At 45.1% G+C, this 17,096-nt stretch carries 16 protein-coding genes and 1 riboswitch; of the genes, 13 read left to right on the top strand and 3 right to left on the bottom strand.

Annotated elements, in window-relative coordinates:
* Positions 1 to 72: 72 nt before the first annotated feature.
* Complete coding sequence (locus tag AB4371_RS06015) at positions 73 to 960, bottom strand: YvcK family protein (protein ID WP_017062178.1); 888 nt, start codon at positions 958 to 960, stop codon at positions 73 to 75.
* Positions 961 to 1,154: 194 nt separating this feature from the next.
* Positions 1,155 to 1,307: riboswitch (molybdenum cofactor riboswitch) on the top strand.
* On the opposite strand from AB4371_RS06015, the gene moaA reads away from it, so the two are divergent.
* The 11 genes from moaA to AB4371_RS05960 all read left to right on the top strand — a co-directional run bounded on the left by moaA (position 1,296) and on the right by AB4371_RS05960 (position 11,423).
* Positions 1,296 to 2,285, top strand: coding sequence for a GTP 3',8-cyclase MoaA (gene moaA / locus AB4371_RS06010; RefSeq protein WP_009848642.1), 990 nt, complete (start codon positions 1,296 to 1,298; stop codon positions 2,283 to 2,285). (Overlaps the previous riboswitch by 12 nt.)
* 86 nt (positions 2,286 to 2,371) lie before the next feature.
* Positions 2,372 to 2,884 carry a molybdenum cofactor biosynthesis protein B gene (moaB, locus tag AB4371_RS06005; protein WP_004734027.1) on the top strand — a complete coding sequence of 171 codons (513 nt, stop codon included), beginning with the start codon at positions 2,372 to 2,374 and terminating at the stop codon, positions 2,882 to 2,884.
* Between the two features lie 12 nt (positions 2,885 to 2,896).
* Entirely contained in the window at positions 2,897 to 3,376 is a 480-nt protein-coding gene (gene moaC, locus AB4371_RS06000; protein WP_004734026.1) for a cyclic pyranopterin monophosphate synthase MoaC, read from the top strand.
* Entirely contained in the window at positions 3,373 to 3,618 is a 246-nt protein-coding gene (gene moaD, locus AB4371_RS05995) for a molybdopterin synthase sulfur carrier subunit (RefSeq protein ID WP_017063465.1), read from the top strand. The genes moaC and moaD overlap by 4 nt, the downstream gene beginning before the upstream one ends.
* 2 nt (positions 3,619 to 3,620) lie before the next feature.
* The gene (gene moaE, locus AB4371_RS05990) at positions 3,621 to 4,076 is read left to right on the top strand and encodes a molybdopterin synthase catalytic subunit MoaE (RefSeq protein ID WP_102332513.1); all 456 of its coding nucleotides are present in this window, start codon (positions 3,621 to 3,623) and stop codon (positions 4,074 to 4,076) included.
* A gap of 632 nt (positions 4,077 to 4,708) precedes the next feature.
* Positions 4,709 to 6,340 carry an ABC transporter substrate-binding protein gene (locus tag AB4371_RS05985; protein WP_372149258.1) on the top strand — a complete coding sequence of 544 codons (1,632 nt, stop codon included), beginning with the start codon at positions 4,709 to 4,711 and terminating at the stop codon, positions 6,338 to 6,340.
* Positions 6,341 to 6,454: 114 nt separating this feature from the next.
* Complete coding sequence (oppB, locus tag AB4371_RS05980) at positions 6,455 to 7,375, top strand: oligopeptide ABC transporter permease OppB (RefSeq protein ID WP_017062174.1); 921 nt, start codon at positions 6,455 to 6,457, stop codon at positions 7,373 to 7,375.
* Between the two features lie 15 nt (positions 7,376 to 7,390).
* A complete protein-coding gene (gene oppC / locus AB4371_RS05975; RefSeq protein WP_017062173.1) occupies positions 7,391 to 8,293 on the top strand; it encodes an oligopeptide ABC transporter permease OppC in 903 nt (300 codons plus the stop codon).
* 42 nt (positions 8,294 to 8,335) lie between these two features.
* Complete coding sequence (locus tag AB4371_RS05970) at positions 8,336 to 9,307, top strand: ABC transporter ATP-binding protein (protein WP_012603544.1); 972 nt, start codon at positions 8,336 to 8,338, stop codon at positions 9,305 to 9,307.
* Positions 9,304 to 10,290: a murein tripeptide/oligopeptide ABC transporter ATP binding protein OppF gene (gene oppF / locus AB4371_RS05965; RefSeq protein WP_017062172.1), complete on the top strand. Its 987-nt coding sequence runs from the start codon at positions 9,304 to 9,306 to the stop codon at positions 10,288 to 10,290. The genes AB4371_RS05970 and oppF overlap by 4 nt, the downstream gene beginning before the upstream one ends.
* 194 nt (positions 10,291 to 10,484) lie before the next feature.
* Complete coding sequence (locus AB4371_RS05960) at positions 10,485 to 11,423, top strand: glutathione S-transferase family protein (protein ID WP_017066117.1); 939 nt, start codon at positions 10,485 to 10,487, stop codon at positions 11,421 to 11,423.
* Positions 11,424 to 11,505: 82 nt separating this feature from the next.
* Here AB4371_RS05960 and pta read toward each other — a convergent pair whose 3' ends face one another.
* Together pta and AB4371_RS05950 are read right to left on the bottom strand one after the other, a co-directional pair.
* Entirely contained in the window at positions 11,506 to 13,671 is a 2,166-nt protein-coding gene (pta, locus tag AB4371_RS05955) for a phosphate acetyltransferase (RefSeq protein WP_017062170.1), read from the bottom strand.
* Positions 13,672 to 13,817: 146 nt separating this feature from the next.
* Positions 13,818 to 15,014, bottom strand: coding sequence for an acetate kinase (locus tag AB4371_RS05950; protein ID WP_017062169.1), 1,197 nt, complete (start codon positions 15,012 to 15,014; stop codon positions 13,818 to 13,820).
* Between the two features lie 341 nt (positions 15,015 to 15,355).
* Here AB4371_RS05950 and yfbV point away from each other — a divergent pair, with 341 nt between their 5' ends.
* Both yfbV and AB4371_RS05940 read left to right on the top strand, forming a co-directional pair.
* Positions 15,356 to 15,808, top strand: coding sequence for a terminus macrodomain insulation protein YfbV (gene yfbV, locus AB4371_RS05945; RefSeq protein WP_017062168.1), 453 nt, complete (start codon positions 15,356 to 15,358; stop codon positions 15,806 to 15,808).
* A gap of 302 nt (positions 15,809 to 16,110) precedes the next feature.
* Entirely contained in the window at positions 16,111 to 17,076 is a 966-nt protein-coding gene (locus tag AB4371_RS05940; protein WP_017062167.1) for an ABC transporter substrate-binding protein, read from the top strand.
* The last annotated feature ends 20 nt before the right edge of the window (positions 17,077 to 17,096 follow it).

Raw genomic sequence — 17,096 nt, 5'->3', positions numbered from 1 at the left:
CAGCGAGTTATTACTGAGATTAAAAAAGGAGCAGCATGCTCCTTTTTTGTTGTTTGTCGCTTGAACCTATGGCTACGCCAACTGGGCTTCAATGGCTTGTTGAAGCTTCACACGGTCGTGTCGCCAATCTCGGTTTGCCGATGCAAGATCTGTGGTCACACAATTCCATTGCACTTCTAGTTCCGGGTGAGGTTCATTGCCTAACACGATGTCTATTTTCCTTGCCTTACAGGTACGTTCACACCACTCCAATTGCTCTTGAAGCGTCATTTTCCCTGCGGGACCGTGCTCTGGTGAAAGGTTTTCAACGAAGATAACTTTTGCCTTGGTGTTCTCAGAGATTGCTTTGCCAATCTCTGGAAGGAGAAGAGGGGGCATCACACTGGTTAAAAAGCTTCCAGGGCCAAGGACAATGCAGTCTGCTTGCTCAACGGCAGCAACGGCTTCTTTGGTTGCTGGCACTTCTGGAGACAAGTCCATCATGCGCAGCTTTTCCGTCATGTCATCAACGTTGGTTTCGCCGGTAACCCAGCGGCCGTCCATTGATAGAGCCGTGAGGTCTGAAGGATGCTCAGTCATCGGCACGATATTGACATCGACCTTGAGCATATTTCGAATCAGGTTAATTGCTTCCAATGGGCGAACGGAAAGGTTGTCTAACGCCGTCAGCATTAGGTTACCCAAGTTATGACCGTCTAGCTCACCTTGACCACGAAAGCGGTATTCGAACATCATCGAACTGATTGAAGGCTCTGTGATTAATTGGTTGATACAGTTGCGTGTATCTCCCCATGCGATGCCACCTTGGCAATCTCTAATACGTCCGGTGGAACCGCCGTTATCTGTCGTTGCAACAATGCCAGTTGCGTTGTTACCAAAGTCTTTTAATGCAGCTAACATGCGACCTAAGCCATGGCCACCGCCGATTGCTACGACTTTCTTTGAAGAGTAAATATTCATTTATTGTTCTTGTTAGGTTATTACCAACTATAATTTAGGTTAAATGCTTCTCGCTATATACTCAACAAGAGTTATTTTGAGCGTTTGATACGTTTTTTTTGCCGATGTGACCCGTTTTTTACCATCAGAGCTAGATTCACGTACAAATATTAAGTATTTTATTACTCAGCTACTGCGCGTGTGAATATAACGCTCAGTTGCCATAACTCCGAGCTCTCGCATGCTAAGTCGCACAGTGGTATTTGCTGTACCGATACGCATCAAGAGCCAGTGACATGTTGTCACAAGGGCTTAATTGGAAATGATTATGCCTCCCGTGTTTGGAAAGGTGTTCCGTGGCGCAACAATTCGAAGATAGATTCCATCGCAAGTTTTATTACTTGCGCTTGTCGGTTACAGACGTCTGTAACTTTAAATGTACTTACTGCTTGCCAGATGGTTACAAACCGTCAGGGCAAAAAAACTCGTCTTTTTTAAGTGTTCCCGAGATCAAACGCGTTGTTAAAGCGTTTGCAGATTGTGGTACCTCAAAGATCCGCATTACAGGCGGAGAGCCGAGTCTGCGTAAAGACTTTCCTGAAATCATACATACCGTTGCTTCTACTCCAGGCATCGAAAAAGTAGCCACCACAACGAATGGCTACCGCATGGAGAAACAAGTAGGGCAATGGCGTGATGCTGGTTTAACCCATATAAACGTGAGCGTGGATAGTTTAGATTCGCGCATGTTCCATCAGATCACTGGTGAGAATAAGTTTACTGAGGTTATGCGAGGCATTGATAAAGCGTTTGAGGTTGGCTTTGAACAAGTCAAAGTCAACGTCGTATTAATGAAAGACCTCAATAGTCAGGAATTACCAGCCTTCCTTAATTGGATCAAAGACAAACCTATTCAATTACGTTTTATCGAGCTGATGAAAACCGGCGAGATGGACGAGTTGTTCGATAAACATCATGTGTCTGGCGTTGCGATTCGCAACCAGCTTATTGCTAATGGTTGGCTGTTAAAAGTCAAAGCCGTTAACGATGGCCCGGCGCAAGTGTTTGTCCACCCAGACTACAAGGGTGAAATCGGTTTGATCATGCCTTACGAGAAAGACTTTTGTGAGAGTTGTAACCGACTGCGCGTTTCTGCGACCGGTAAACTTCACTTATGTCTGTTTGGCGACCATGGTGTTGAACTGAGAGATCTGATTCAAGAAGATCAACAAGAGCAAGAACTCATTGATCGAATTCAGGCTCAGCTTCAAACCAAGTCCGTTAGCCACTTCTTACACGATGGCAACAGCGGCATGACTCCAAACTTGGCGTCAATCGGCGGTTAACCCGCTACACACTCTAAAGCATTTTATCACTCAGCTTCTTCAGGCTGGGCGAATCAGTCTAATGAAAAATTTATATAGGTGAACAAATGGGTCACGCAGAAAGCAAATTCCAAGCAGCAAACATCGCAGTACTAACGGTTTCAGATACTCGTACAGAAGAAAACGACACTTCAGGCGGTTACCTAGCAGAGCATGCTAAAGAAGCGGGTCACAACGTGGTTGATAAGCAAATCGTTATTGATGACATGTACAAGATCCGTGCGATCGTATCTAAATGGATCGCTGATGAAAGCGTACAAGCTATCATGATCACGGGTGGTACTGGTTTCACTTCTCGTGACAGCACGCCTGAAGCGCTTAAGCCACTGTTCGACAAAGAAGTAGAAGGCTTTGGTGAGCTATTCCGTCAAGTATCTTACGAAGAGATCGGTACTTCGACAATTCAATCTCGTGCGATTGCGGGTTTTGCTAACCACACGGTTATCTTTGCGATGCCAGGTTCTACAGGCGCTTGCCGCACCGGTTGGACTAAGATCATCAAGCAACAGATGGATGCTAGCCACCGTCCTTGTAACTTCATGCCACACCTTTCTGTATAAGGCGGTTTGAGTATGAGCCAATTTACACACATTAACGCGTCTGGCGAAGCAAACATGGTCGATGTATCGGCTAAAGCGGAAACAGTACGTGAAGCGAGAGCGGAAGCCTTCGTTCAAATGTCGGCAGAAACGCTAGAGCTGATTGTCTCTGGTAGCCACCATAAAGGTGATGTTTTCGCAACGGCACGTATTGCGGGTATTCAAGCGGCGAAGAAGACGTGGGATCTGATTCCCCTGTGTCACCCTCTGCTATTAACTAAAGTAGAAGTGCAGCTTGAAGCTATCGAGTCTGAAAACAAGGTTCGCATCGAATCTGTTTGTAAGCTTGCGGGTAAGACGGGCGTAGAGATGGAAGCGCTAACGGCTGCTTCTGTGGCTGCGTTAACGATTTACGATATGTGTAAAGCTGTTCAGAAAGACATTGTTATCGAAAACGTGCGCCTGCTAGAGAAGACAGGTGGTAAATCTGGTCACTTTAAGGTGGAGTCATGATTACAGTACTTTTCTTTGCTCAAACTCGTGAACTTGTTGGTGTGGACAGCGTTGAAGTTGATGCACAATTTAAGACGATTGAAGCGATTCGTAGTCATCTTGTGACACAAGAAGGCAAATGGGATATCGCATTGGAAGAGGGGAAGCTTCTGGCTGCACTTAACCAATCAATCGTACCTCTGACAGCTGAAGTGAAAGACGGCGACGAAGTGGCTTTCTTCCCACCAGTGACTGGAGGCTAAGCATGGATCCAAGAGTATTAGTGACAGCTGAGGACTTCTCGGTAGGCGACGAATACGACTACTTGGCTCAAGGTACAGCTGCCGGAGCGATTGTGACGTTCGTTGGTAAAGTTCGCGACATGAACCTTGGCGACAATGTGATTGGTTTGTCTCTGGAGCACTATCCGGGTATGACAGAAAAATCACTGAGCGAGATCTGTGATCAAGCTGAGGCACGCTGGCCAATCCAAAAGATGCGAGTTATCCATCGTGTTGGTGACCTAGATATCGGTGACCAGATTGTTTACGTTGGTGTATCCAGTGCACACCGCGGTGCGGCCTTTGAAGCCTGTGAGTTTGTGATGGATTTCCTAAAAACCAAAGCGCCGTTTTGGAAGAAGGAACGCACCACTGAAGCAACTCGTTGGGTTGACTCTCGAGACTCAGACGCGAAAGCTGCAGAGCGTTGGGAAAAATAATCACCCAAGGTTACTCACCTTCAGAACGAATATTAAAAGCCGACTATTAAAGTCGGTTTTTTTGTTCGTGCTACAAAGCTGTTTATAAATAAGTGGTGTATTAATAAATGGTTAATCATTCAAGTTGCATATAAATTCGGTACGTGATTTTGCCTGTCTTGGTGCATTTCTAAATCTGTTTTGGTGCAGTGCATTATGCTGTTTTGTATAAAGTGATAACCCTCACAAATAGTGGAGTCTATTTAGGGGATATGTGATGTGCAATTAGATTTCATGTGGCATTAATGTTAATTTGCTGACCGTGTTCTAGCATAAGATGCTAAAAAAAAGTATCAATACAGATACATCAACACTAAAGGCTGTTTTTTAATTAATCCCTATGTGTAACTCACTATTCATTAGGTTTTTATTAGAGATTTACACTGTTACCTTGAGTAATTCGGAGAATTATCCGATTTTTTGCGACTTGTTTGTGGCAAATTACTTCAATGGTTGATAGTGTGTGCCTCAATCTTTGTAAGGTTTTAGATTTTTATGCTTAAATTTTGAGCTAAATAAATCTAAATCACTGCCGTTCAGTGAACCAAGCAAAGAAGTCATGGATGCAATACATAAAACTTGGAGTTTATTAAATGTACAAGAATAAAATCACTCAGGCCCTTCTTCTAGGTGCTGGTTTGTCAGTGGCTGCCTCTTCTACTCTTTCTATCGCTGCTGAAGTTCCAGCAGGCACAGAACTGGCAAAAGTTCAGGAACTTGTTCGCGGTAACGGTACTGAAGTTGCAACTATCGACCCACACAAATCTCAAGGTGTACCAGAATCTCACGTAATTCGTGATCTTCTAGAAGGTCTAGTGAACCAAGACGGCGACGGCAACACTATCCCTGGTGTTGCGGAAAGCTGGGAAACGACAGACAACAAAACATTCACTTTCCACCTACGCAAAGACGCAAAATGGTCTAACGGCGATCCTGTAACAGCTCAAGATTTTGTATACAGCTGGCAACGTGCAGTTGATCCTGCAACGGCTTCTCCATACGCTTGGTACATGGAATATACCAAGATGGCGAATGCGAAGGACATCGTAGCGGGTAAGAAAGACAAGAGTGAGCTAGGCGTTAAAGCTGTAGATGCAAACACGCTTGTTGTTGAATTAGAAACAGCGGTACCATACTTCGTAATGATGATGGGCCACACGACAATGAAGCCAGTACACCAGGCAACTGTTGAAAAATACGGTGACCAGTGGACTAAGCCAGAGCACTTTGTTGGCAACGGTGCATTCTCTGTTGATAAATGGGTTGTTAACGAGCGTCTAGTACTCAAGCGTAACGAACAGTACTGGGACAACGATAAAACAGTTCTTAACAAAGTAACGTTCCTACCAATCGAAAACCAAGTAGCGGAAATGAACCGTTTCCTATCTGGTGAAATCGATTTCACAAACGAACTTCCAACTGAGCACTTCAAGCGTCTTCAAAAAGAGTACGCAGAAGATGTATCTGTAGCGGGTAACCTATGTACTTACTACTACATCTTCAATACGAAGAAAGCACCATTTGATGATGTTCGTGTTCGTCAAGCAATCTCTTACGCGATCGACCGTGATATCGTAACAGGTGCTATCCTAGCGCAAGGTCAAAAACCTGCGTATTTCCTAACGCCTGAAATCACAGCTGGCTTCGATCCTGAGCTACCTGCTTACGGCAAGATGTCTCAGAAAGAGCGTAACGCAGAAGCGGAACGTCTTCTTGAAGAAGCGGGTTACGGTAAAGACAACCCACTTAAATTCAACCTGCTTTACAACACTTCAGAGAACCACAAGAAGATTGCTGTAGCGCTAGGTTCTATGTGGAAGAAAACACTGGGTCTTTCTGTAACACTTGAAAACCAAGAGTGGAAAACGTACCTATCTTCTAAAGATTCTGGTGACTTCGAAGTAGCACGTGCTGGTTGGTGTGGTGACTACAATGAAGCGTCTTCGTTCCTAACGCTAATGAAGAGTAACAACACTACCGGTGGTGTTCACTACGACAGCGCGGCTTACGACCAGATCATCGATAAAGCACTTAACTCAACTTCAGAAGAAGAGCGTAAAGCACTTTACCTAGAAGCTGAGGCGCTAATGGCAAACGACATGCCAATCGCTCCTATCTACCAATACGTTAAATCTCGTCTACTTAACCCGCATGTTGGTGGTTTCCCAATCAACAACGCGGAAGACAAGATCTTCTCGAAAGACCTATACATCAAAGCTCAATAATAAGCTTCGATTCTAAAAAGTTAATATAACTATAACGATACAGGCACTACATGCGCAGGGCGCGCATGTAGCGTCTTTCTAATTTTAATTGTCACAGACTGAAAGAGTGAGTTTATGCTTAAATTCATTATGAAACGGATATTTGAAGCGATTCCAACCATGTTGGTGTTGATCACTATATCTTTCTTTCTCATGCGTTTCGCACCGGGTAACCCGTTTTCAAGCGAACGTCCATTACCGCCAGAAGTTATGGCTAACATCGAAGCTAAATACGGCTTAGATAAACCAGTATTTGAACAATACACCACGTATTTGACAAATATCTTACAAGGTGACTTCGGCCCCTCGTTTAAGTACCAAGATTACACAGTAAATGAGCTGATCGCGGTTGCACTTCCAGTATCTGCGAAGGTAGGTTTCGTTGCCTTTATCTTCACACTATTGATGGGGGTCACTGTCGGGACGATTGCTGCCTTGAAGCACAACACCTGGGTCGACTACACCATAATGTCGACCGCCATGCTCGGGGTGGTAATGCCATCTTTCGTGTTGGCACCGGCGCTTATTTACCTTTTCTCCCTGCACTGGAACATATTCCCAGCAGGTGGTTGGCATGGCGGTACATTCATGTACATCGTGCTGCCTGTTATCGCGATGTCTCTTCTTTACGTAGCAACCTTTGCTCGTATTACTCGCGGTAGCATGATTGAAACGCTAAACAGTAACTTTATCCGAACTGCGCGTGCAAAAGGTCTAAGCTACCGTTATATCATTCTAAAACATGCACTTAAGCCAGCAATGCTACCTGTTGTTTCTTACATGGGACCTGCGTTCGTAGGTATCATCACAGGTTCAGTTGTTGTTGAAACCATCTTCGGCCTACCAGGTATCGGTAAGCTGTTTGTTAACGCCGCGTTTAACCGTGACTACTCGCTAGTAATGGGTGTAACCATCTTGATTGGTTTCCTATTCATCTTGTTCAACGCAATCGTTGATATTTTGCTAGCGCTTATTGACCCGAAAATTCGCTACTAACAGGGACGCATGGTTATGTTGAAGAAAAAAGAAAATTTAGAAGCGATCGAAAAGTTCTCTGAGAGCTTAGAGATTGAAGGTCGTAGTTTGTGGCAGGACGCGCGCATTCGTTTCATGCGAAACAAAGCTGCGATGGTGAGTCTGTTCATTCTTACGCTTATGGTACTGGCAGTTATCTTCTTACCAATGCTGGCTCAGTACACTTATGATGATACTGACTGGTACGCAATGCACGTTGGTCCGAATGCGGATCACTGGTTTGGTACAGATAGCTTAGGTCGTGATTTGTACGTTCGTACTCTTGTCGGTGGCCGCATCTCATTGATGGTTGGTGTGATGGGTGCCTTCGTAGCGGTACTGATTGGTACGCTTTACGGTGCAGCTTCAGGCTTCATCGGCGGTCGTACTGACCGAGTGATGATGCGTATCCTAGAGATCTTGTACGCAGTACCATTCATGTTCCTAGTAATCGTACTGGTAACGTTCTTTGGTCGTAACATCGTCCTAATCTTCGTTGCTATTGGTGCGATTGCTTGGCTAGATATGGCGCGTATTGTACGTGGTCAAACGTTGAGCCTACGTAGTAAAGAGTTCATTGAAGCTGCACACGTATGTGGTGTAAGCAAATGGAAGATCATTACACGTCACATCGTACCGAACGTACTGGGTATCGTAGCGGTTTATTCTACGCTGCTTATTCCAAGCATGATCCTTACAGAATCATTCTTATCTTTCCTTGGTCTTGGTGTTCAAGAGCCTATGACAAGCTGGGGCGCATTGCTTCAAGAAGGTTCGCAAACAATGGAAGTTGCAATCTGGCAATTGACATTCCCTGCGGCATTCATGGTAGTTACGCTGTTCTGCTTTAACTATGTAGGTGATGGTCTGCGCGACGCGCTTGATCCAAAAGACAGATAACGAAATAGCAATTAAAAGCTATAAAAGATTAAGGAAGCAATAATGAGCTTATTAGATGTCAAAGATCTGCGCGTCGAATTTACCACGCAAGATGGTATCGTAACCGCAGTAAACGACTTGAACTTCTCACTTAACCAAGGCGAAACGCTAGGTATTGTTGGTGAGTCGGGTTCGGGTAAATCACAAACGGTATTTGCACTGATGGGGCTGCTGGCTAAGAACGGCATCATCTCAGGCAGTGCAAAGTTTGAAGGCAATGAAATTCTCAACCTGCCTGAAAAAGCACTGAACAAGGTTCGTGCTGAACAAATCGCGATGATCTTCCAAGATCCAATGACCTCACTGAACCCTTACATGAAAGTAAGTGATCAGCTGATGGAAGTACTTATGCTGCATAAAGGCATGGGTAAAGCAGAAGCGTTTGAAGAATCAGTACGCATGCTTGAAGCGGTGAAAATTCCTGAAGCTCGTAAACGTATTACCATGTATCCGCACGAATTTTCGGGCGGTATGCGTCAGCGTGTGATGATCGCAATGGCACTGCTGTGTCGTCCTAAATTGCTTATCGCTGATGAACCAACAACGGCACTGGATGTAACCATTCAAGCGCAAATCATGGAATTGCTGAACGAACTTAAAGATGAGTTCAATACGGCAATCATCATGATCACCCATGACTTGGGTGTTGTTGCTGGCTCATGTGACAAAGTACTTGTGATGTACGCGGGTCGTACAATGGAATACGGCACGGTTGATGAAATCTTCTACGAGCCAAGCCACCCATATGCGGAAGGCCTGCTTAAAGCTATTCCTCGTTTGGATACCGAAGGTGAAATTCTACCGACGATTCCAGGTAACCCACCTAACTTACTTCGCCTACCAACAGGTTGTCCTTACCAAGACCGTTGTCACCGTGTAATGGACCGTTGTAAGCAAGAAGCACCGATTTTGCAGCCATTTGCTAAAGACCGTCAGCGTGCTTGTTTTTCAGATTGGGAGACTTGGACAAAATGAGTAAAGAATTACTATTAGATATTAAAGACCTGAAAGTTCACTTTAGCATTGCAGCTAAGTCTGCTTGGCCTTGGGCAAAACCATCAAACCTTAAAGCGGTTGATGGTGTTGATGTTCACCTTTACGAAGGAGAGACTCTGGGTGTAGTAGGTGAGTCTGGTTGTGGTAAGTCGACTTTTGCCCGTGCGATTATCGGCTTGGTTGAAGCGACTGAAGGTCAAGTGATGTGGTTAGGTCAAGACCTAACTAAGATGCAGGAAGTGAAGCGTCGTGAGACTCGTAAAGAGATTCAGATGATCTTCCAAGACCCGCTAGCATCGCTTAACCCACGTATGTCAGTAGGCGATATTATTGCTGAGCCTCTAGAGACTTTCTTCCCTGAACTTTCTAAACAAGAAGTGAAGGACAGAGTTAAAGAGATGATGGCAAAGGTTGGTCTACTACCCAACGTAATCAACCGTTACCCTCATGAATTCTCTGGTGGTCAGTGTCAGCGTATTGGTATTGCACGTGCGCTTATCTTGAAACCTAAGATGATCATCTGTGATGAACCTGTTTCTGCACTGGATGTATCTATCCAAGCTCAAGTAGTTAACCTTCTGAAGGAGCTACAAAAAGAGCTAGGTTTGTCTTTGGTATTCATCGCGCACGATTTGTCGGTTGTTAAACACATCTCTGATCGCGTATTGGTGATGTACCTAGGTAATGCGGTAGAACTTGGCGAATCAGATGCATTGTTCTCTGATCCTAAGCACCCATACACCAAAGCGTTGATGTCTGCAGTTCCAATTCCAGACCCACGCTTAGAGCGCAGCAAAACCATTCAGATGTTGGAAGGTGATCTCCCATCGCCAATCAATCCGCCATCAGGTTGTGTGTTCCGTACTCGTTGCCCACAAGCAACAGAGGCGTGTGCGCAAACTAAGCCAACTATCCAAGGCGATGACGTTCACGCAGTATCTTGCTTGCACGTACAAGTCTAGAGCCTATTTAAACCGGTTCAGCCTGTGACAGGCTTAAGCGCAACTTGTTTATGAGTTGCGCTTTTTTTGTATCTAAAGATCCATATTAAATAAGCTTCATCAAATAATTCGAACAACTAAGCCAACTTCTTCTAGTTTTGAAAAAGTTGGCTTTTTTTATACTAGAGAAAAGCTTGGATGACAGAGGTTTGGATATGGGTAAGTTAGTTGAAGGTGTTTGGCACGATGTGTGGTACGACACCAAAGAAAGCGGTGGTAAGTTCGTTCGTGAAGATGCGGGCTTTCGTCACTGGGTAGAGAATAAACCGGGCGCGCAGTTTGAGCCGGAAAGCGGCCGTTACCATCTATACGTATCGTTAGCTTGCCCTTGGGCGCACAGAACCCTTATCTTCCGCGAGCTGAAAGACCTAACCGATCACATTGACGTGACAGTCGTTTGCCCAGACATGATGAGTGAAGGTTGGCAAATGGGGTTACCTGAACCTCTATTTGGCCATACCCGCATGCACCAAATCTACACTCAAGCCAAGCCTGACTACTCGGGTAGAGTAACGGTACCTGTGCTGTGGGATAAGAAAACCAACACCATTGTGAGTAACGAGTCGTCTGAAATCATTCGCATGTTTAACTCAGAGTTTAACGAGCTAACGGGTAACACCGATGATTACTACCCGTGGGAGTTGTCCAAGAAGATTGATGAGTGGAATGATTATATCTACCCAAACATCAACAACGGCGTATACCGAACCGGCTTTGCGACAACACAAGAAGCCTACGAAGAGGCGTATGAAGCGTTATTTGAAGCGTTAGATAAAGTGGATGCGCATCTTAGTGAGAAACGTTATTTAGCGGGAGAGCAGATTACTGAAGCGGATTGGCGGTTGTTCACGACCTTGGTTCGATTCGATGCTGTGTATGTGGGTCACTTCAAGTGTAACAAGCAACGAATTGCGGATTACAAACATATCCAAGGTTATCTAAAAGAGCTCTATCAAATAGAGGGTATTAAAGAGACGACGGATTTCTACCACATCAAGCGCCACTACTATTACAGCCATACGGGCATCAACCCGACTCAAGTGGTGCCTAAAGGGCCTGATCTGGATTTAGATTCGCCTCACGGACGTGGTTAGAATCATTAATTAATCCGCTTTTCTTCAGGCGTAAAAAAACCCTAGATAAACATCTAGGGTTTTTGCTTTCTGAAAAAGAAAATTAGTTAACTACTTTTTCTTCAGCTTGCGCAGCTTGGTCTGCTTGGATAGCCGTTAGAGCTACTGTGTAAACGATATCGTCTACTAGAGCGCCACGAGACAAGTCATTTACTGGCTTGCGCATACCTTGAAGCATTGGACCGATAGATACTAGATCTGCTGAACGCTGTACAGCTTTGTAAGTCGTGTTACCCGTGTTTAAGTCTGGGAATACGAATACTGTCGCTTTACCTGCAACTGGAGAGTTAGGCGCTTTAGAAGCGGCTACGTTTTCCATGATTGCTGCATCGTACTGTAGAGGACCGTCGATCACTAGATCAGGACGCTTCTCTTGAGCAAGTTTCGTTGCTTCACGTACTTTATCTACGTCTGCACCCTTACCAGATTCACCAGTAGAGTAAGAGATCATAGCAACGCGTGGGTCGATACCGAATGCCGCAGCAGAATCTGCAGATTGGATAGCGATTTCAGCAAGCTGTTCAGCTGTTGGATCTGGGTTGATCGCACAGTCACCGTATACAAGAACTTGATCAGGCAGAAGCATGAAGAAGATCGAAGATACGATAGAAGCATCAGGAGCAGTCTTGATGATCTGGAACGGAGGAACGATAGTGTTCGCCGTTGTGTGAACAGCACCAGAAACTAGGCCGTCAACTTCGCCAGCTTCAAGCATCATAGTACCTAGGAATACTGAATCTTCTAGCTTCTCACGAGCAACAACTTCAGTCATACCTTTAGCGCCACGAAGTTCTACTAGACGAGCTACGTAGTTTTCGCGAACTGATGCAGAATCGATGATCTCAACGCCAGCGCCAAGCTCAACACCTTGCTGTGCTGCAACGCGACGGATTTCTTCAGGGTTACCTAGAAGTACACACGTTGCGATACCGCGCTCAGCACAGATAGCCGCAGCTTTAACTGTACGTGGCTCATCACCTTCAGGAAGAACGATGCGCTTAGCCGCTTTACGAGCAAATTCAGTTAGCTGGTAACGGAATGCTGGTGGGCTTAGACGACGGATGCCTTGAGTACCTTCAGATAGAGAATCAATCCAAGGGCCATCAATGTGGCTTGCAACGTGATCGTTAACGAACTCGATACGCTCTTTATCGTCTGCAGGCACTTCTAGGTTGAAGCTCTGTAGGTTTAGAGACGTCTGCCAAGTGTTACCTTGCGCTTTGAAGATCGGTAGACCTGAAGCGAATGCTGGTGCACAAAGGTTAGCAATGCTTTCTGGAATGTCGTAACCGCCAGTAAGCAGGATTGCGCCAATCTCAACACCGTTTTTCGCAGCAAGAGCCGCAGCAACGATAACGTCAGGACGGTCTGCAGAAGTTACTAGCAGTGAACCTGGTTTGAAGTGCTCAATCATGTGAGGTAGAGAACGTGCACAGAAAGTGATGCTCTTAATACGACGAGTTGAGATTTCACCTTCGTTAACGATTTCAGCGTTAAGGTGCTTAGCCATATCAACCGCACGAGTTGCGATTAGGTCGATGCTCCATGGCACGCAGCCAAGAACACGGATAGGGCTAGAATTGAAGATTTGCATTACTTCAAGGTTCGCTTGCTGAGCGCTGTCTGCATCATCAAAGATTTCAGATAGGTCAGGGCGAGTACGGCCAGCTTCATCAACAGGAGCGTTAAGCTTGTTGATGATTACGCCTTTGATGTTTTTGTTCTTAGTACCGCCGAAGTTAGAACATGCTACTTCGATACGCTCTTTAAGCTGCGTAGGGTTGTCAGTACCAGGAGTCGCAACGAATACGATCTCCGCGCCAAGTGTTTTTGCGATTTCCGCGTTCACTTGGTTAGCAAATGGGTGCTTACGAGTAGGTACTAGACCTTCGATTAGCGTTACTTCTGCGTCTTTGTTGATCTTGTTGTATTGCTCAACAACAGACTCAAGAAGCTCGTCCATTTTTTCGCTACCGATCAAAGCTTCAGCTTTAGTCATTGCGATTGGCTCACCAATCTTAATGTCGCTGTTTGCGCTGATGATAGTAGACGTTAGATCTGGTTGGTTACCACCGCTGCGAGGCTGAGCGATTGGCTTGTAGAAAGAAACACTTACGCCCTTACGCTCCATAGCGCGAAGAACACCCATGCTAACACTAGTAAGACCAACACCAGCGCTTGTAGGGATAAGCATAATAGTACGTGACATTGACGAACACCTTTGACTATTGGAAATAAAAAAGCTCAACTGCTATTCCCACCGATATTTAAATTGGGGTAGGAATAGAAGTTGAGCCCCATTTTCTTGATATGAAAAACTGACTAGCTTCGAATGAAGCTAGTCAGGAAAATCAATTAAAGACCTGCTAGTTTCGCAGTGTCTTCAGCAATTACTAGCTCTTCGTTAGTAGAGATAACCATTGCAGGGATACGGCTGTTAGCTGTAGTGATAGTACCTTCGCCGCCGAAACGAGCTTTAAGGTTAGCTTCACCGTCAACTTCGATACCGAAGATGCCTAGGCGGTTAAGAACCATTTCACGGATTGGGCCTGAGTTCTCGCCGATGCCGCCAGTGAAAGTGATTGCGTCTAGACGACCTTCTAGAGTTGCAGTGTAACCAGCTACGTACTTAGCTAGACGGTGACAGAACACGTCCATTGCACGAGTTGCTTCTTCTTTCTCACCGTAGTTGTCTTCAACGAAACGACAGTCAGAAGTCACTTCAGTTAGACCAGCAAGACCAGACTCTTTAGTTAGCATGTTGTTGATTTCTTCAACAGAGTAACCAAGTGCGTCGTGTAGGTGGAAGATGATTGCAGGGTCTAGGTCACCACAACGAGTACCCATTACAAGACCTTCAAGAGGAGTAAGACCCATAGAAGTGTCTACAGATTTACCGTTCTTGATTGCACATACAGAAGCGCCGTTACCTAGGTGACAGTTGATGATGTTAACTTCTTCAACTGGCTTGTTTAGTAGGCCTGCAACTTCACGAGTGATGAATAGGTGAGAAGTACCGTGCATGCCGTAACGACGGATGCCGTGCTCTTTGTACAGGTTGTACGGTAGAGCGTATAGGTAAGACTCAGAAGGCATTGTTTGGTGGAACGCAGTGTCAAAAACAGCAACGTTTTGTAGACCAGGGAAGTTCTGTTGAGCCGCTTCGATACCGATAAGGTGAGCAGGGTTGTGAAGAGGTGCGAAAGTCGCAGCGTCTTGAATACCCTTAAGAACTTCATCAGTGATAAGTGCAGAAGAAGTGAACTGCTCGCCACCGTGTACGATACGGTGACCGATAGCGCCAAGGTTAGCTTTAAGCTCAGGCTTAGAAGCAAGAATAGTTTCTACCATGAAAGATAGTGCTTCTACGTGAGCTGCGCCCGCGCCTAGTTGTGCTTCATGCTTGCCATCAAGTTTCCACTTCATACGAGCTTCTGGAAGACCTAGACACTCAGCAAGACCAGTTAGGTGCTCTGCACCTGTTTCTGCATCAACAACAGCGAATTTAAGAGAAGAACTACCACAGTTTAAAACTAAAACTAGCTTAGACATTAATGACTACCTGTTTATTTTTCTGATCGAAATCAGTTAAGGATGAAAATTAATCTCAAGAATAGTCGAAGCACATAGGCTTGCGTACTAACCTTGGTCAAAAAAACGTTAATTTCCGTATAAAGTGAAAGCGCTCTTTATCAAAAAGAGGCTTGTGCATTCCTTGCAGAAGTCTTCTCAAAGTTGCTTAAATTGTAAATAAGGGCAACAATGAGATTGAGGTCTGCAAATAATAGCGATATTGTGCAAATATAACAAAAAAATTTGAAAGAATATTATTTTTCGTCAAATTTTTGTGTTTTTAGTTGATGATTTCAACTTTTTTTTAATGGGAGACTCATATGAGCAATAGAGTTGGTTTAGCTAGTAGTTTAAAAGATGGCCAAAAGTACATGGATCTCTGGCCCGTCCGAAAAGAGTTAAACGCGATCTTCCCAGAACAACGCATTATTAAAGCGACCCGTTTTGGCGTGAAAGTGATGCCTGCGATTGCCGCTATCAGTGTTCTTACACAAATGGTCTTTAATAATTACCAAGCGATGCCACAGGCTGTGGTTATGGCTTTGTTTGCGATCAGCTTGCCGCTACAAGGTATGTGGTGGTTGGGCAATCGCTCAAATACACAACTTCCGCCGGCGCTAGTATCGTGGTACCGCGAACTGCATGAAAAGATCACTGAAACGGGTTTTGCGTTAGAGCCTATGAAGCCGCGCCCTCGCTATAAAGAATTGGCAATCATTTTAAATCGTGCCTTTCGTCAGTTAGATAAATCCTCAATGGAGCGTTGGTTCTAAAGAATCCCAGCTCTTCCTCTTGTCTGAGAACAACTATTCATCTTCTATAGCTTGTTCTCAGATTTGCTCCTCTTTTTGTTACCTCGCTTACTTTCCGTTTAGCTTACCTGTCCTTATTCACTTGGTTTCTTACCTTCCTCCGAAGTCAATATAACCTTTCTCACATAACTCGAGCCTTGTTGCATTTTTGTTAAATATCACTTCAAGTTATCAATGGTTACTGGTAATAATGTCAATAGTGATTTTGATGTTGTTCTCTTTGAGCGAGTAATGACGGGTAGAGCTTGATTCAGGGAGCGATAATGAGTTCTGTAAGAAAGGTATTGGCAGCGGTTTTAAGTTGCTTGATGTTGCTATGGACTGGCAATGCAATGGCAAACGTTGCCAAAGTGTCGGTTTCACAAGTTGTTGACCATCCAGATCTGAATGCGACACGTTTAGGGCTTCTTGAAGGATTGAGAGCCAATGGTTATGAACCCGGTAAGAACTTAGAATTCTCCTATGAAATGGCGAATGGTAACCCGGCTCAGGCAGCCAAGATTGCCAGAGAGCTCGTCAGTGAAAATCCACATGTACTTGTTGGTATCGCGACACCGACTTCACAAGCCTTAGTGTCGGCGACTCGCTCGATTCCTATCGTGTTTACCGCGGTTACGGATCCTATCGGCGCTAGGCTCGTTAAACAATTAGAAAAGCCGGGGCGTAATGTCACGGGGCTTTCTGACTTATCTCCGATCACTCAGCATGTGTCATTAATCAAAGAACTGCTCCCTGAAGCTAATTCAATCGGTGTAGTTTACAACCCAGCAGAAGCAAATGCCGTTGCGTTAGTTGGGTTATTGAGAAAGGCAACTCGAGATTTCGGTTATACACTTCACACCGAAAAAGCGCTGACTGTTGACGATGTCGAAGCAAAAGCAGAATCCATTGCTAAGAAGTCCGATGTTATCTATGCCTTGACCGATAATACGGTTGCAAGCGGCATGGAGGGTCTTATCAAAGCGGCTAACCATGCAGATACGCCAGTCGTCGCAGGCGCCACATCTTATGTCGGAAAGGGAGCGATTGCTGGTTTAGGTCTAGATTATTATGATGTTGGGGTTCAGACCGCGGATTATGTCGCAGCCATTCTGGAAGGACAGAAGCCCGGGAAGTTGAGTGTCAAAACTGCGCAGAGTTCTCAGCTGGTGGTCAACCTAGATGCTGCTCGTGAGCTTGGCGTGACAGTGCCTCAATCTGTGATTGAGCGTGCGGTCATTAGCCGGTGAATTGAGTTTGGTGTTAGGTG

The sequence above is a fragment of the Vibrio sp. 10N.261.51.A3 genome, from assembly GCF_041471965.1.
Lineage (GTDB): Bacteria > Pseudomonadota > Gammaproteobacteria > Enterobacterales > Vibrionaceae > Vibrio > Vibrio crassostreae_C.
The sequence above is the reverse complement of the archived record's forward strand: the minus strand, read 5'-3'. Positions and strand labels throughout refer to the sequence as shown.

What these genes read in the sequence shown, in the direction of transcription:
- AB4371_RS05960 (WP_017066117.1), top strand. Translation starts at nt 10,485, where the DNA reads ATGGGTAAGTTAGTTGAAGGTGTTTGGCACGATGTGTGGTACGACACC.
- AB4371_RS05940 (WP_017062167.1), top strand. Translation starts at nt 16,111, where the DNA reads ATGAGTTCTGTAAGAAAGGTATTGGCAGCGGTTTTAAGTTGCTTGATG.
- oppF (WP_017062172.1), top strand. Translation starts at nt 9,304, where the DNA reads ATGAGTAAAGAATTACTATTAGATATTAAAGACCTGAAAGTTCACTTT.
- yfbV (WP_017062168.1), top strand. Translation starts at nt 15,356, where the DNA reads ATGAGCAATAGAGTTGGTTTAGCTAGTAGTTTAAAAGATGGCCAAAAG.
- pta (WP_017062170.1), bottom strand. Translation starts at nt 13,671, where the DNA reads ATGTCACGTACTATTATGCTTATCCCTACAAGCGCTGGTGTTGGTCTT.
- AB4371_RS05950 (WP_017062169.1), bottom strand. Translation starts at nt 15,014, where the DNA reads ATGTCTAAGCTAGTTTTAGTTTTAAACTGTGGTAGTTCTTCTCTTAAA.
- moaB (WP_004734027.1), top strand. Translation starts at nt 2,372, where the DNA reads ATGGGTCACGCAGAAAGCAAATTCCAAGCAGCAAACATCGCAGTACTA.
- AB4371_RS06015 (WP_017062178.1), bottom strand. Translation starts at nt 960, where the DNA reads ATGAATATTTACTCTTCAAAGAAAGTCGTAGCAATCGGCGGTGGCCAT.
- moaC (WP_004734026.1), top strand. Translation starts at nt 2,897, where the DNA reads ATGAGCCAATTTACACACATTAACGCGTCTGGCGAAGCAAACATGGTC.
- AB4371_RS05970 (WP_012603544.1), top strand. Translation starts at nt 8,336, where the DNA reads ATGAGCTTATTAGATGTCAAAGATCTGCGCGTCGAATTTACCACGCAA.
- oppC (WP_017062173.1), top strand. Translation starts at nt 7,391, where the DNA reads ATGTTGAAGAAAAAAGAAAATTTAGAAGCGATCGAAAAGTTCTCTGAG.
- moaD (WP_017063465.1), top strand. Translation starts at nt 3,373, where the DNA reads ATGATTACAGTACTTTTCTTTGCTCAAACTCGTGAACTTGTTGGTGTG.
- moaE (WP_102332513.1), top strand. Translation starts at nt 3,621, where the DNA reads ATGGATCCAAGAGTATTAGTGACAGCTGAGGACTTCTCGGTAGGCGAC.
- oppB (WP_017062174.1), top strand. Translation starts at nt 6,455, where the DNA reads ATGCTTAAATTCATTATGAAACGGATATTTGAAGCGATTCCAACCATG.
- AB4371_RS05985 (WP_372149258.1), top strand. Translation starts at nt 4,709, where the DNA reads ATGTACAAGAATAAAATCACTCAGGCCCTTCTTCTAGGTGCTGGTTTG.